16 protein-coding genes are annotated in these 12673 nt (G+C 63.6%); 11 read left to right on the forward strand and 5 right to left on the reverse strand.

Translation table 11 applies throughout. From position 1 onward, the window contains the following. Window positions 1–42 precede the first annotated feature (42 nt). Window positions 43–534: a 2-thiouracil desulfurase family protein gene (locus tag AC3WTO_RS25300; protein WP_492463496.1), complete on the forward strand. Its 492-nt coding sequence runs from the start codon at window positions 43–45 to the stop codon at window positions 532–534. Between the two features lie 79 nt (window positions 535–613). Here the strand turns inward: AC3WTO_RS25300 and AC3WTO_RS25305 are convergent, their stop codons facing one another. Both AC3WTO_RS25305 and AC3WTO_RS25310 read right to left on the reverse strand, forming a co-directional pair. After that, on the reverse strand, window positions 614–2059 hold the full coding sequence (locus AC3WTO_RS25305; protein ID WP_492463495.1) for a hypothetical protein: 1446 nt from the start codon (window positions 2057–2059) through the stop codon (window positions 614–616). Window positions 2060–2118: 59 nt separating this feature from the next. Beyond that, on the reverse strand, window positions 2119–2508 hold the full coding sequence (locus tag AC3WTO_RS25310; protein ID WP_492463494.1) for a hypothetical protein: 390 nt from the start codon (window positions 2506–2508) through the stop codon (window positions 2119–2121). 73 nt (window positions 2509–2581) lie between these two features. Here AC3WTO_RS25310 and AC3WTO_RS25315 point away from each other — a divergent pair, with 73 nt between their 5' ends. Next, window positions 2582–2782, forward strand: coding sequence for a hypothetical protein (locus AC3WTO_RS25315; protein WP_492463493.1), 201 nt, complete (start codon window positions 2582–2584; stop codon window positions 2780–2782). Between the two features lie 209 nt (window positions 2783–2991). On the opposite strand, the gene AC3WTO_RS25320 is transcribed toward AC3WTO_RS25315, so the two are convergent. After that, the gene (locus AC3WTO_RS25320; protein ID WP_492463492.1) at window positions 2992–3303 is read right to left on the reverse strand and encodes a helix-turn-helix domain-containing protein; all 312 of its coding nucleotides are present in this window, start codon (window positions 3301–3303) and stop codon (window positions 2992–2994) included. A gap of 561 nt (window positions 3304–3864) precedes the next feature. On the opposite strand from AC3WTO_RS25320, the gene AC3WTO_RS25325 reads away from it, so the two are divergent. Genes AC3WTO_RS25325 through nusG form a run of 6 tightly spaced genes read left to right on the forward strand, consistent with a single transcriptional unit; the run spans window position 3865 to window position 6266 of the window. Further along, the gene (locus tag AC3WTO_RS25325) at window positions 3865–3999 is read left to right on the forward strand and encodes a hypothetical protein (RefSeq protein WP_492463491.1); all 135 of its coding nucleotides are present in this window, start codon (window positions 3865–3867) and stop codon (window positions 3997–3999) included. Beyond that, a complete protein-coding gene (locus AC3WTO_RS25330) occupies window positions 3996–4331 on the forward strand; it encodes a LexA family protein (protein WP_492463490.1) in 336 nt (111 codons plus the stop codon). Before AC3WTO_RS25325 ends, AC3WTO_RS25330 begins: the two co-directional genes overlap by 4 nt. Further along, window positions 4328–4621 carry a hypothetical protein gene (locus AC3WTO_RS25335; protein ID WP_492463489.1) on the forward strand — a complete coding sequence of 98 codons (294 nt, stop codon included), beginning with the start codon at window positions 4328–4330 and terminating at the stop codon, window positions 4619–4621. The genes AC3WTO_RS25330 and AC3WTO_RS25335 overlap by 4 nt, the downstream gene beginning before the upstream one ends. After that, window positions 4618–5205, forward strand: coding sequence for a DUF1376 domain-containing protein (locus AC3WTO_RS25340; RefSeq protein WP_492463488.1), 588 nt, complete (start codon window positions 4618–4620; stop codon window positions 5203–5205). The genes AC3WTO_RS25335 and AC3WTO_RS25340 overlap by 4 nt, the downstream gene beginning before the upstream one ends. 3 nt (window positions 5206–5208) lie before the next feature. After that, entirely contained in the window at window positions 5209–5655 is a 447-nt protein-coding gene (locus tag AC3WTO_RS25345; RefSeq protein ID WP_492463487.1) for a helix-turn-helix domain-containing protein, read from the forward strand. After that, window positions 5652–6266, forward strand: a complete 615-nt coding sequence (gene nusG, locus AC3WTO_RS25350; protein WP_492463486.1) for a transcription termination/antitermination protein NusG — start codon at window positions 5652–5654, stop codon at window positions 6264–6266. The genes AC3WTO_RS25345 and nusG overlap by 4 nt, the downstream gene beginning before the upstream one ends. 69 nt (window positions 6267–6335) lie before the next feature. On the opposite strand, the gene AC3WTO_RS25355 is transcribed toward nusG, so the two are convergent. Continuing rightward, entirely contained in the window at window positions 6336–7328 is a 993-nt protein-coding gene (locus AC3WTO_RS25355; protein WP_492463485.1) for an HNH endonuclease, read from the reverse strand. 418 nt (window positions 7329–7746) lie between these two features. Here AC3WTO_RS25355 and AC3WTO_RS25360 point away from each other — a divergent pair, with 418 nt between their 5' ends. The 3 genes from AC3WTO_RS25360 (at window position 7747) to AC3WTO_RS25370 (ending at window position 11605) form a co-directional block, all read left to right on the forward strand. Then, complete coding sequence (locus AC3WTO_RS25360) at window positions 7747–9252, forward strand: DUF4153 domain-containing protein (RefSeq protein WP_492463484.1); 1506 nt, start codon at window positions 7747–7749, stop codon at window positions 9250–9252. 149 nt (window positions 9253–9401) lie between these two features. Next, window positions 9402–10097: a response regulator transcription factor gene (locus tag AC3WTO_RS25365; protein WP_492463482.1), complete on the forward strand. Its 696-nt coding sequence runs from the start codon at window positions 9402–9404 to the stop codon at window positions 10095–10097. A 512-nt stretch (window positions 10098–10609) separates the two neighbouring features. Next, window positions 10610–11605 (forward strand): sensor histidine kinase, encoded by a 996-nt coding sequence (locus AC3WTO_RS25370; RefSeq protein ID WP_492463481.1) that lies wholly within the window; start codon window positions 10610–10612, stop codon window positions 11603–11605. A gap of 388 nt (window positions 11606–11993) precedes the next feature. Here AC3WTO_RS25370 and AC3WTO_RS25375 read toward each other — a convergent pair whose 3' ends face one another. Next, window positions 11994–12479 carry a hypothetical protein gene (locus tag AC3WTO_RS25375; protein ID WP_492463480.1) on the reverse strand — a complete coding sequence of 162 codons (486 nt, stop codon included), beginning with the start codon at window positions 12477–12479 and terminating at the stop codon, window positions 11994–11996. Window positions 12480–12673 lie beyond the last annotated feature (194 nt).

Genomic DNA, 12673 nt, shown 5'->3' on the forward strand with positions numbered 1-12673 from the left:
ATGGGGAACGCAGAAGAGAGTGGCTAAGGCCCGGTTTCAACGATGATGGAAAAGATCCTGGTCAGTGCCTGCCTGCTTGGCCGGCCGGTGCGCTACAACGGTTCGGCCAAGCCGCTCGACCATCCGGCGCTGGAGCGATGGCGGCAGGAGGGGCGGGTCGTTTCGATCTGTCCCGAACTGACGGCCGGCTTCAGCGTGCCGCGCCCGCCTGCCGAGATCGCGGCGGGACAGGACGGCCGCGCCGTGCTTGCCGGCACCGCGCAGGTGGTCGAGGCATCGGGCGGTGACGTCACCGCGCAGTTCGTCGCCGGCGCGCAGGCCGCCCTCGACCTGGCGCGCCAGCACGACTGCCGCTTTGCCCTTTTGATCGACGGCAGCCCGTCCTGCGGCAGCGGCTTCATCTATGACGGCAGTTTCGACGGCCGCAAACACGCCGGCGCCGGCGTCACCGCCACCCTGCTGCGCGACCACGGCATCGAGGTGTTTTCCGATAAGCAGGTCGAGGCGCTGGAGCGGCGGCTGGCGGAGGGATGAGGTTGGCGACGCAACTCGCCCCCTTGGCTGCGGTCAGTGCCCTCGCAGCCAAGGTGCCTTATGCTGCGGCTGATTTGCGCTAGACGCTACAGAGATGCCGCTCACCGCTTGTGCTCTCGACATACAGCTGGCCAGTCGTCAGACCAGCGGCGATGGCTGATGTTCTGTTGGCGAATGCAGGGAGGTCGCGCGCGTCGACCAACGGCGTCTCGCTGACCGTTCCGTTGAGAATGTAAGGCGCGAGACGGATGATGTTGCGCGTGGCGCCAGCATTGCTTTCCAGCACTGTGTGGCCACCGCCCGCCATGCCGCCCACCGCCGAGGCCCCCAAGACAACGCCATCGCGAACGTGGTTCCATGTGGAGGGCAACCCTGCGTAAGAGAAGACAGCCGTGAAGTACTCGTAGTTGCCACCGATCACGTTAAATCCGGTAACCCCAAAGCCATTGCCGGGGCCATTCGCGCTGCCGTTCGGTCCTCCGCCGATGCTTGCGAAATAATTGGCGCCAGATGCGACCCCGCCAGCAACCAGCCCATTGAGTTGCAGACCGCGCCCGCGAAAGAAGTAGTTCCAGATGCCGCCATGGGTGATCACGTCATAGAAGGACATTCCTATGATGTTGATGCTCTTGAACGGCTGATTTTGACTTGTGATCCAGAAGCGTCCGATGCCATCGCTGGACGATGCCTGCGCGTTGCCGCCGATGAACGTGATCGCTTCGCCAGATCCGACGACGGGGTACTCCGAACCAGAGGGTTTGAAGTGACATCCCAGGAATTGGTGCGTGTTGCAAAAACCGACACCCGCGACATCCTGCAGAGCGACAAGCTTTCCTCTGCCGGCGAATTGCACGTTGTGGAAATTGCCGGAAGTCGCGCCATAGAGATCGACGCCTTTAGCGAACGCCGTTCCAACGACGCCCACATACATGTCCCGCAAATGCATCAGGGCGCTGTCGTCGCCGGGCTGCGGCGTTGCGGCGTTGAAGTCCAGCAAGACACCGTCAAACAAAGGATTGGACGTCAGCAGCTGCAGGTTCTCGAACCCGATCCCCATCGTTTTCCATGCCTTGATGGCAGGTTGGTCGAAACCAATAGGCCCGCCCGTAAATCGCAGGACCGTCCGCTGCAGCGCCCCTGCACCATCACCTCCCTCACCTTTGAAGATGATGTTTCGCCGACCATAGAGATTCAGCTGACTATCGAAGTTGGCGTATCCACGCCAGCGAATGACACCGCCTTCTGCGGGAAGAACGTTATCGACGATATGCTGCAGTGCGGCAGTGTGATTGTCACCTGCATTGCCCGTGATGCCATAGGATGCGCCATCCACCCACGGCAGTTGATCGATGGCCGGAACGGCCAGAAGAGAGCGGACTTGGGGGAACGTTTTGTTCTCACGAGCCGTGCCCTGAGGATTGTCCACCAGCATCGTGTTGGCCACGATGGGCGGGAGATCCGCAGACATTGCAGCAGGTTCTTCCGCCGGCGCCGCAAAACTCTTCTTTCCGTGATGGTTGCTCAATGTCGGATCTCCTTTGACGTATGGTGGCTTTGCCTGGCCGCACAGCAGCTGCCCTCGCCTCAAGCCGCCCGTATCGCCGCGATCTGGCTGTCGATCGCGGCCTTGCGGGCCGGCACGTCCATGTGGGCGTCGGCGTAGTCGAGCAGGTCGCGCTCGGCTTCGAGACTGTCGATCATGTGGTCGCGCTGGGCGGCGGAGCTGGCGGCAAGGGCTTCGCGGGCAGCTTCGTTCCGCTCCTTGGCGATGGCGCAGGCGTCGTGGTGGAAACGGGCATGGTCGGCGCAGGCGTCGAGCGCGCGCTGGAACGACCAGTGGCGGTCACGGCAGCCGATCCAGGCGATGAAGGCGGAACCGTCGCGGGTGATGGTGCGCTGCTGCGCGCCGTCGATGGTGACCAGCCAGCGGTCTTCGCCGGTTTTGCAAAACACCACGGCGGCATCGTGCGGCATATCCATCCCCTCCATCGGGCATGGATATGATTATCACATATAGTGAAGTTTTCAATCCATGAATTCACACTGTGTGAACATCATTACGCCGCTGTGGACGACGCCCGCCCGGGCCGCCCGCAAGACCACCCGCGGCGACCAGCGCCGCGGCCATGATTTTCCAGCGATTCATCTTTGCCCTCCGCGCAATCTGCGCCGCCATCATCTTTCCCTGCCTGTCGCAGGCAAGCTCATTACCCACAGCGGCAAGTATAAGTTCATGTTTCGTTCTTGACAAAAGGCAGAGGAATTGGTTCCTAATACGCACTCCAACAGGAGCGCAGGCGGTGGGTGGAATGGATGCGAAACTGGATGCCGACGGCCATCTGAAACGGGTGGCGTGCCAACTCTACACGCAGCTGCCCGAAGACAAGCGCGAGGCGCTGCTGGTGCTGCGTTATGTGCGCCAGATCATCTTCTGCCTGGGCGAGGATTGGGAAGCCGTCACTCGCTCTGCGCCGATCCTGCCTTTTTCGGGCGATCGGAAAGGTCGGGCAGAATCTCCAACATCTTTGCGGGTAATCCAGACCGGTCGCCAAGATACAGCCAATCCAGAGTGACGCCGGTCTTGCCCTGGATGGCGATCGCCACGTCGAGATCCGGGCGCCGCAGCCCCTTCAGATAATTGTTGAGCGCCGGCTGGCTGATGCCGATCAGCTGGGCAAAGGACGTCTGGTTGCGCTTGAGCGCTGCAAGCAGCGCCGCCAGCCGCATCGCTATGTCTTGGTTGGAACGCCCGCCATCAGCCATGGCCATTTCTGCCATATTCACGCCGTGAAAAGAATTAACGCATACGGGCTTGCAATTAATTCACATAGCGTGATAATCAGAATCATGAACAGTGCTCTCCGGCGACGGAAGAAGAGAGGCCAGCCGACCTACCATTGAGCGTGCAACGCATCTCCAGCCTGGGTTCCTCGCCCCACGCAGTGGGGAGAGGTGTCGAGGCAGACGGCGAAGCCGTCGCTCCCGAGACGCAGAGGGGAGCGACGTTCGCGAATGTCTGAGCGGGTTATCACGCGTGGTGCCCCTCTCCGTCTCCCCGTTCCGGGGAGCCACCATCGGCCCTCGGCTATGGCCTCTGGCGTTCGATCCCTTTGGAAGGTCCACCGGACCTTCCAATTCGCCATCGGCGAACCGGGTTCTCACCCCCGCGTTGCGGGGGCGAGGAATCGCAACGGCAGCGCCGATGCCCTGTTTTCCCCATCCGCGGCGCTGTCGCGGAGGCCGACGCCTGGGCAGGCCCCCCTCCCGCCGCCCGGGCGTCGGCACCTTCTTCCGCCTGAACGGCCGCCTGCCGGCAAGGAGACCCGCACCATGAAGTATGACTTCGCAGACGATCTTCGCGGCCCCGACCCGAGGCGGCACCGCATAATCGCGGTTGCGCTCGGCACTGCCGTGGCACTGCTCACCGCCTTCATCTTTGTCTGCTTCGCCTGGGTGGTGTCATGAGCATCGCTCTCAAGGCCCGCGCCTTGATCAAGGCCGAGCCACGGCTTGCCCGCGAGGTGGCGCGACAGTTCGCAACGGAGTGCAACAACGAAAAGGTTTCCGCCAACGCTGCGGCCGGCGGCATGACGGCGCGGCAACGCGAGCTGCTTATGTTCGTCAATGCTTACATAAAGCGATATGGCATCGCGCCGACCTTCGAGGAAATGAAACATGGGCTGGGGCTGACCAGCAAGGGCGGCATCCACCGCCTGATAGCGAGACTGGAAGGCCGCGGCTTCCTCACCCACGCGCCCCGCCGCGCCCGCTCGATCCGCCTGGTGCGCGCGCCATGAACGAGCGCATCGGCGCGCCCAAGCAACAACGCATCCCGGCCGGCGACATGGCCGATGCGCTGGAGCGCATGGCGCATGGCAAAACTTCTTTGTTTGGTCGCATGACCTTGGTCCGAAAAGTATGCAACTTTTCGGGGTCATGCTTAGGCTGGCTGACCGATTTCGGCCACGGCCGCCGCAAACGCCCTGACCATGAAGTCACGCAGAAACAGCAGGAATTTGCCGTGCTGCAGCAGGCAGCGCACGATTACCGCGCGCAGGACGCAGCGGCTGCGGAGCGCCGGCGATGAGCAAGAAACGCTGGTTCCGGCTTTACATCGAGCGCTGGCGCGACGGCACGTTCGGGCTGACGCCCAATGAGATCGCCGCCTACATCACGCTGCTGTGCGAACTCTACGACCATGACGGCATCCTGATCCGTGCCGATCTCGACCTGCTGGCGCGCCGCTGCGGCATGCGCCCGACCAGTTTTCGGAAGGCTTTCGAAACGCTGACCCGGCGCGGAAAGCTTACCCTCGAAGGTGATGTCATCACCTCCAAGGCGGTCTCCGAAGAAATCGAAAACCGGGAAAGACTCGACGGGAAATCGGCGGAGAACCGCCAGAAACTCGCCGAAAAACGCAATATTATCAACGAAATCAAACAAAGACTGCCGACTGATACAGATAAAAGAATCAAGACAAGAGTCTTAAAATCCGAACCGTCGCGGACGTTTCGGACAGGACCGCAAAACGAGCCTGCCCAGCCGCCGCTGGTTTTGGAGTCCTCGCCTCCGCTGGTTTTAGAGTCCTCGCGTCCGCTCGGGGCAGGCCAATCCCCCGCCATCCAGAACTTCATCAAGCGCCGGGAAATGGCCCGGCGCAGGAGCGCTTGAGCCATGTTCATTGCCCGCTACGAAAACACCATGCGCAACGCCAGGCCGAAAGGTGTCGAGCCCGAGCCGCGCAAGCCGAGACCGTTGCCCGCTCGCCAGGACCCGACCGTCGCCGCCTATCGCACCATAGACGTGCTCGAAGCCAAAATGCCGGCACGCGAGATCATCAACCGCGTCGGCGCCCTGCACGGCTACACGCTGGCCGAAATCACCGGGCCGCGGCTGGAGAAGAAGCTGGTGCAGGCCCGCTTCGACGCCATCAAGGCGGTGGCCGACCACCGGCCGGATATGTCGCTGCCGCAGATCGGCAGAATCTTCAACCGCGACCACACCTCCATCCTGCACGCGCTGAAGAAGCGCGGCGGCCGCCGGCCGGGCCCGGATCAAGGCGCAGAACAGAGCCAAGAACAGAGCCCGGAACACGGCCAACCCCAGGGAGCCGCGAAATGAGCGCACCCCACAATGACAACCGCGGCAGCCATGACAGCGGCTGGTACATCGTCAGCTGCCATCCGCATTCGGAACGGCAGGCCTGCGCCGAGATCGCAGCACTCGGCCAGACGGTGTACCTGCCTTCGCTGCGCAAGGAATTCCACCACCGCCGCTACCGCAAATGGATCCGCCAGCACTACCCGCTGTGGCCGGGCTATCTTTTGGTGCTGGCCTCCGACCACTGGTCACGCGTGCTCGACTGCCAGCATGTGACGCGCGTGCTGCGCAACCAGACCTATGCCGGCGCCGGCGCCCCGATCGCCATCCGCGACGCCGACGTGCAGGCCATCCGCCTCGCCCAGGACGCCGGCCAGTTCGACGCCCTGCGCGTCGACCGGGCGACGGTGAGGCCGGGCGACAGGCTGAAGCTGCACGAAGGCGCGCTGACCGGGCAGGCCGGCACAGTGGAAAGCGTGGGGGATGGAAACATCGTGCTGCTGATTAGCGCGATGGGGCGGGAGTTGCGGACGGTGGTGCCGACGGTATCAGGGAGTGCTCTGTCGGAAGGGCGACTACGGTCTCAGCTTGAAGGGTCAAGACCACGCGAGATTGAAGACTGCCGCTCCTAACTGTCCACAAACTGGGGAACTCGGACCGCAATGAGCTGAACCACTTCGCAGTGCGCCAGTACCAGCCAATCACTCGATGAAAACATTCGAGCGATGGTAATCGAGGTAGCTATGCCGTCGCGCTGCGAACGGTGCAGTTCGCCAAACTGCCGGCGCTTCAGCGAGGCCAAATCTCTCCCGGGCAAGTTGTTCGAAGCCGAGGCGATATAGATCGCCACGATCCATGCGCGGAGACACAAGCACGTCGCCATCGTCTTGGAAGCTGATGAAGCCGCGATCGAAGAGCAGGTCAGCGTCGGGCGTGAGCAGGAGGCCGTTCATGCCGTCAAGCCGCTCCTCAGCAGAGCTACAAAGCCGCCACGGCTTGATGTGACTGGCAATCAATAGCGATGGGTTTGTAATCCCTGTCAGGCGGCACTCGCGTTCTATAGCTTCGACATTGGCACGGAACTGCCCCTGACCACGGCGCGCTTGAATGACGCTTTTTCTGACTGTGTCGCCCAGTTGGAGATCAGCTTTGATGCGACGCTCGGCAATTTCATCGAGAAATTCGCCAACCGCTTCAAAGGTGAGACTGTTGCGACCGCCAAACTCAAGCGCTGGAGCATCGAATGTTGTGTTCGCAACTATGGTCTCGAAGACGGCTTTCGGGATCGACGCGAGATAGACACTTTGGTGCCCTCCTCCAGTGATCGGACTGATCGGCGAGTAGCGTGCCGGTAGCAATGGGCCTAACTTTTCGATGAGATCTTTTGGCCGCACGGCTGGGACTAGCGGCACCCAATAGACGGGCAAATACCAGCCCTCATTGCTCCAATAAGCGCCGGTGTCGCCGAATTCCGGAGGTTTGGGCGCGGTAAAGGCGAGTTGGGTGACGCGCCCAACGTAGCTGATAGCCTGATTGGCGAAGGAGAAAACCAGATCGCCCGGGTTCGCGCGACGCATGTTGTTGTAGAACTCACTGCGTGCGCCGTTGCTCTGCCTCTTGGGAGACCAGAGATATTGCCCGTCAATCTCCTGACGGAAGGTTTGTTTGTGATTTACCCACCAGTATTCCGGCATTTCAAGTCAGCGATTCCAGGACCGTGCACACCACGTATAGAACAATCGTTGGGAAATTTATAATGCCAGCTCGGTAAGTCGTTGCTGCCTCGCCCTGCACAAAATCTGCACCAATCTCCTGAACATCTCCTGATCTCTGCCACGCTGACCGCCTAGCATGCCGCCACAACTGGCGCATGCAAAAGACGCTGCCTGGAACACTGCGGACTGACGGTTGGTGGCTGGTGGAGCCGCCGGGCCGGCCGCCACAGCGTGAGGCGCTGCCTTACAGGCGCAGCCGTGAGGCCGAGGTGCTGCCGTTCCGGCGGCGACCGATTGGGCTTCCCCCCGAAGCCGTGATCCTGCCCTTCCCACTGCCGGGCGAAACGCGCACCAGCTCCTCTCCTCAAGTTCTGCCCCTCCCCGAGGACGATCGCGCATGACCTCCTTCCACGCCTCCCTCTCCGCCAAAGCCCTCGCCGCCCTGCTCCTCGTCGGTGCTGCCGATTTCCTGTTGTTCCTTCAGCCCGACGGCATCGCGCTGCCGCTGTTCTGCGGCCTGATCGTGGTGGCGCTTTTGGTCGTCCAGCCGGTGGGCAAAGGTGCGGTGCTGCGCATCGCGCTGGTGCTGGCCGCACTTTTGCCGATGGTCGAGGCGATCAGCCCGCTGTCGATGGTTATCGCGCTGTTCGGGCTCACCGCCTTCACGCTGTCGCTGTCGGGCCGGCTGCAGGCGGGGCTGGCGGCGATGACGGGCCAGGTGGCGCTGCTTTTGTTCGGCATGCCTTACCGATTGCCGCGCGATGTGATGCGGGCGCGCAAGGTCGGCACGCGGCGGCGCCGCGTGGCGCGGCCGGGCACGCTCGCGGTGTGGACGCTGGCGGTGGGGCTGGGTGCGGTGTTCCTGGCGCTGTTCGGCGCGGCCAACCCGATCATCGACCGCTGGCTGGCGATGCTCGATCTGTGGGCGCTGTTCGAGCTGTTGAGTTTCGGCCGCATCGTGTTCTGGCTGGTGGTCGCGCTGTTCGTGTGGGCGCTGCTCAGGCCCCGTTTGCCGCGGCTGGTCAGATGGTTGCGGCGGGCCAAGGCCGAAGAGTCCGGCGCGCGGATTGCGGCGCCGCAGCCGCAACGGCAGGGGCTGCGGCATGTCATCTTCAGCGACGGCGCCGTGCTGCGCGCGCTTGTCGTGTTCAACGCGCTGTTTGCGGTGCAGACGGTGCTGGATGCGTCCTATCTGTGGGCCGGCGTCGCACTGCCGGAAGGCATGAGTTATGCCGAATATGCGCATCGCGGCGCCTATCCGCTGATCGTCACCGCGTTGCTGGCGGCGGGTTTCGTGCTGGTCACCTTGCGACCGGGCAGCGCGCTGTCGGCCAACCGGCAGGCGCGGGCGCTGGTCTATGTCTGGATCGCGCAAAACGTCGTGCTGGTGGTGTCGTCGATCCTGCGGCTCGACCTTTATGTCGGCATCTATTCGCTGACCTATTGGCGCGTCGCCGCCTTCATCTGGATGGGCCTGGTCGGCGCCGGCCTGGTGCTGATCATGACGCGCATTGCGCTGGCCCGCAGCAATGCATGGCTGCTCGGCGCCAATCTCGCCACGCTGTTTTCGGTGCTTTATGGCGCGGCCTTCGTCAACTTCGCCACAATCATCGCCGACTACAATGTCCGGCACAGCCTGGAGCTGACCGGGCAAGGCTATGCGCTGGACACGTGGTACCTGCGCTCGCTCGGCCCGGCGGCGTTGCCGGCGATGGATCTCTTCCTGGAAAAGGCGCCGGCGGCCGAGACGGCGGCGAGGATGCGGATGGAGCGCGACATCGAGACCCGGGATTTCCTGACCCGCCAGCAGAACTGGCGCGCCTGGAGCTTTCGCGACTGGCGCCTGGGGCGGTATCTGGCTAGTCATCCATTGCCGGCCGTGACGCCGGCGCCAGCGCCGTAGTGCCGACGGTCATACTGAATGACCGTTGGAGCGCGCGACCGCGCGCCGCGCCCGTTGGCGCGAAAGCCAAGTGGCCCGGAGGGGGCACGCCGGCGATTGAGGCGTCCTGGATGTGTCAACATCCAGGACCTTTAGTATAAGGCCACACCATGCCGAGCCATATCCTCGTCGCCGACGACGATCCGCATATCCGCGAGGTGATCTGCTTCGCGCTCGAAAAGGCCGGGCTCTCCAGCGATGCGGTTGCCGATGGCGCGGCGGTGCTGCGGCGTTTCGCCGAGACGGGCGCCGATCTCATCGTGCTCGATGTCGGCATGCCGGAAATGGACGGGCTGGAAGTGTGCCGGCAGCTGCGGCACAGCTCCAACGTGCCGATCCTGTTCCTGTCGGCGCGTGACGAAGAAATCGACCGCATCCTCGGGCTGGAGATGGGCGGCGACGACTATGTGACGAAGCCGTTCAGCCCGCGCGAGCTGGTGGCGCGCGTGCATGCGGTGCTGCGGCGGTTCGGGGCGACCAAAGGTGCGGCGCCGGTAACCGAGCCGTTCAGCCACGGCCGCCTGAAGCTCAGCAGCGCGCAGCGGCTGGCCTGGTTCGGCGACCGCGCGGTGCGGCTGACGGCGATCGAATTCGCCATGCTGGAAAGCCTGACGGCGCGCCCGGCGCATGTGTTGACGCGCAGCCAGCTGCTCGGCGGCAGCCATGCGCCCAACATCCATGTCTCGGACCGCACCATCGACAGCCACATCCGCAACATCCGCGCCAAATTCGCGGCGGCCGGCGGCAGCGATGTCGTCGAGACCGTGCACGGCGTCGGCTTCCGGCTCGGGCGGTGCGGTGGGTGATGGCTCAATGGAGCGTGTTCGGTTTTTACGGACGTTTCCGTACGGGAAGCTCGCGGTTTGCCTCAAGAGCATTCTGTTCGGCTCTACCACTTGGATGATGGCATGAATGCTCCCGGAACCAACGGTAGGGCGAGTGTGGCGCTGCCCCTCATCGCCCTGCCGGGCACTTCTCCCCGTAAACGGGGAGAAGGAGGTCGGCCGCAGCGAAAGCGCCCGTTCCGCAACGTCCGCGTTTGGCGAAATCGTCGGCGGGATGCGGCTCTCTCCCCGTTCACGGGGAGAGATGTCCGGCAGGACAGTGAGGGGCGGCACAGACTGCCGCTGTTTACGGGCTTATACACCGCGAAGAATTTGTGTGAATCTCCGAGCCGTTCGACGGGGGAGAGGAATCACAGTTGCAATGCCGGCGTTCCTCCAGCTTGGGTTCCTCGCCCCCATGAAATGGGGGAGAGGTGGATCGACCACGGCGGCTTTGCCGCTGATATGGCCGAGACGGAGAGGGCGCGCGCGGCATGAAGTGGCGCCCGCCGATCAGCCTGGTGGTGCTGGCAATCCTGCTCACCGTGATGGTGCTGCCGCTGGCCGGGCTTGCCGCCTACCAGCTGCTGGAGGCCCTGCCGCACAGCGCGCTGATTGCAGCCGCGGTGGTGGCCGGGGTGACGGCGCTGATCGGCTTCGTGTTCGTGCGCGCCATCACGCGGCCGATGTATGAACTGATGGAGCGCACCCAGCGCATTGCCGCCGGCGAAGCCGAGGCGATCCGCCCGCTTTCGCATCACGGCACGCGCGAGATGGCGGCGCTGTCGGAGGCCTTCCTCGACATGGCGCGCAAGCTGCAGGCGCGCTCCGACACCATCCGCACCTTCGCCACCCATGTCTCGCACGAGCTGAAGTCGCCGCTGACGGCGATCCAGGGTGCTGCCGAACTGCTGCGCGATGCCGGCGAGGAGATGGATGCGGAGACCCGCGCCCGCTTCCAGAACAACATCGTCGCCGACACCGAGCGCCTGAACCAGCTGGTGCGGCGGCTGATCGAGCTGGCGCGGGCCGAGAGCGCGGTGGTGGCGGTGGAGACGACGTCGCTGGCCGAGGTGTTGGGGCCATTGCAGCCGGAGGGCAGCGTTCCGTCCACGGCCGCCGGAAGCCGTGTCGTGGTGGCGATCGAGGCGGGCGCGGAGCTGCGCTTCCGCATGTCGGGCGAAAACGCCGCGATCCTGTTCACCAACCTCGCCGACAATTCCGCCCGCCACGGCGCCAGTCGTTTTACGCTCAGCGCGCGCCTGGCCGATGGCGTGGTGCGGATCCTCGCCAGCGACGACGGCGCCGGCATCTCGCACGACAATCGCGGCCGCATCTTTTCGCCCTTCTTCACCACCCGGCGCGACAGCGGCGGCACCGGCATGGGCCTCGCCATCGTGGCAGCGCTGCTCAAGGCGCATGAGGGCGGCATCCGGCTCATCGAGACGGAGCGCGGGGCGACGTTCGAGATCGAGATTCCGGCGGGGTGAGGTCTCTTCTCCCCCCTTTGCGGGGGGTGAGAGCATGGTTCGCCGCAGGCGAATTGAAAGGTCCAGTGGACCTTTCAAAAGGCTCGAACGCCCGAGGCCATAGCCGAGGGCCGGAAAGCGATTTCACGATCTTAGCGAGCACGCCCGCAGGGCGGCACAGCTAAGTCGTAGAAAATCCAAGAGAGGGGATATGCCGGCACAACATTCGTGATCGGCTTTCACACGCCCTTTTGGCGAAGAGAAGGTCGTGTTCAAACGCACCGTCTCAGCTGAATATCCCCTCTCTTGCGATTTCTAGCACTTAGCCTGCGCCGCCCTAAAGGGCGTGCTCGTCTAAGATGCTGAAATCGCTTTCTCCCCCGCACGGGGGGAGATAGAGCGCCGCACCTCACCCCTCGCCGCAGAAGCCGGATTGTTCAATCTTGCGGCTCTCTTCGGAGACCTGCGTCGGCTTGCCCGAACTGATGTCGTAGAAGCGGCGGATGCAGGTGTCGTAGTTGCCGACGCCGGTGTCCATCCAATCGGCCTGCAGCAAGGTGCTGTCCAGCCGATATTTCAGCTGCAGCTGGTAATATTCCTCGCCGCCGAGCGCGAAATCCACCACCTTGCCGCTGCGGGCGTCGATCAGGTAGGTGAAGATGCAGGAACCGCCGCAGCCGATCTCGATCAGGTTGAAATGGCCGGCAAAGTTCGGCCCGTCCTTCATGCCGTTGCGGATGCGCGTGCGATACTCGGCGGTGTCGCCCTTGAATTTCGGCAGCACCGGCTTGCCCTTGAGATAGGTTTTGACCGGATAGTCGGCGAACTGCGGCTCGGCCGCCGCTGCGCCAACGGACAAAACAGCCAGCACCGCCGCCGCGATCAGTCTCTTCATGATGTCCCCTTTGGTGGAGCGGCACTTGTCGCGTGGCGGTGTGCGCGGTGTCAACGGGGGCGCGGTGGGCGATGCCGGAGCACGCAAAGGGCGCGGCGCTTCTATCTCTCCCCTTGTGGGACCGTTGCAAAACTCAGCGAAGATAGCCGGCGGATGAAGAATAGGCGCTGCAGGGGGCTTCCCGGGAGGGATTT

This window comes from Mesorhizobium sp. EU05-FHT14A09 (assembly GCF_058790995.1).

What these genes read in the sequence shown, in the direction of transcription:
- AC3WTO_RS25365 (WP_492463482.1), top strand. Translation starts at nt 9,402, where the DNA reads ATGCCGAGCCATATCCTCGTCGCCGACGACGATCCGCATATCCGCGAG.
- nusG (WP_492463486.1), top strand. Translation starts at nt 5,652, where the DNA reads ATGAGCGCACCCCACAATGACAACCGCGGCAGCCATGACAGCGGCTGG.
- AC3WTO_RS25300 (WP_492463496.1), top strand. Translation starts at nt 43, where the DNA reads ATGATGGAAAAGATCCTGGTCAGTGCCTGCCTGCTTGGCCGGCCGGTG.
- AC3WTO_RS25355 (WP_492463485.1), bottom strand. Translation starts at nt 7,328, where the DNA reads ATGCCGGAATACTGGTGGGTAAATCACAAACAAACCTTCCGTCAGGAG.
- AC3WTO_RS25320 (WP_492463492.1), bottom strand. Translation starts at nt 3,303, where the DNA reads ATGGCCATGGCTGATGGCGGGCGTTCCAACCAAGACATAGCGATGCGG.
- AC3WTO_RS25310 (WP_492463494.1), bottom strand. Translation starts at nt 2,508, where the DNA reads ATGCCGCACGATGCCGCCGTGGTGTTTTGCAAAACCGGCGAAGACCGC.
- AC3WTO_RS25335 (WP_492463489.1), top strand. Translation starts at nt 4,328, where the DNA reads ATGAACGAGCGCATCGGCGCGCCCAAGCAACAACGCATCCCGGCCGGC.
- AC3WTO_RS25330 (WP_492463490.1), top strand. Translation starts at nt 3,996, where the DNA reads ATGAGCATCGCTCTCAAGGCCCGCGCCTTGATCAAGGCCGAGCCACGG.
- AC3WTO_RS25375 (WP_492463480.1), bottom strand. Translation starts at nt 12,479, where the DNA reads ATGAAGAGACTGATCGCGGCGGCGGTGCTGGCTGTTTTGTCCGTTGGC.
- AC3WTO_RS25325 (WP_492463491.1), top strand. Translation starts at nt 3,865, where the DNA reads ATGAAGTATGACTTCGCAGACGATCTTCGCGGCCCCGACCCGAGGCGG.
- AC3WTO_RS25345 (WP_492463487.1), top strand. Translation starts at nt 5,209, where the DNA reads ATGTTCATTGCCCGCTACGAAAACACCATGCGCAACGCCAGGCCGAAA.
- AC3WTO_RS25340 (WP_492463488.1), top strand. Translation starts at nt 4,618, where the DNA reads ATGAGCAAGAAACGCTGGTTCCGGCTTTACATCGAGCGCTGGCGCGAC.
- AC3WTO_RS25360 (WP_492463484.1), top strand. Translation starts at nt 7,747, where the DNA reads ATGACCTCCTTCCACGCCTCCCTCTCCGCCAAAGCCCTCGCCGCCCTG.
- AC3WTO_RS25370 (WP_492463481.1), top strand. Translation starts at nt 10,610, where the DNA reads ATGAAGTGGCGCCCGCCGATCAGCCTGGTGGTGCTGGCAATCCTGCTC.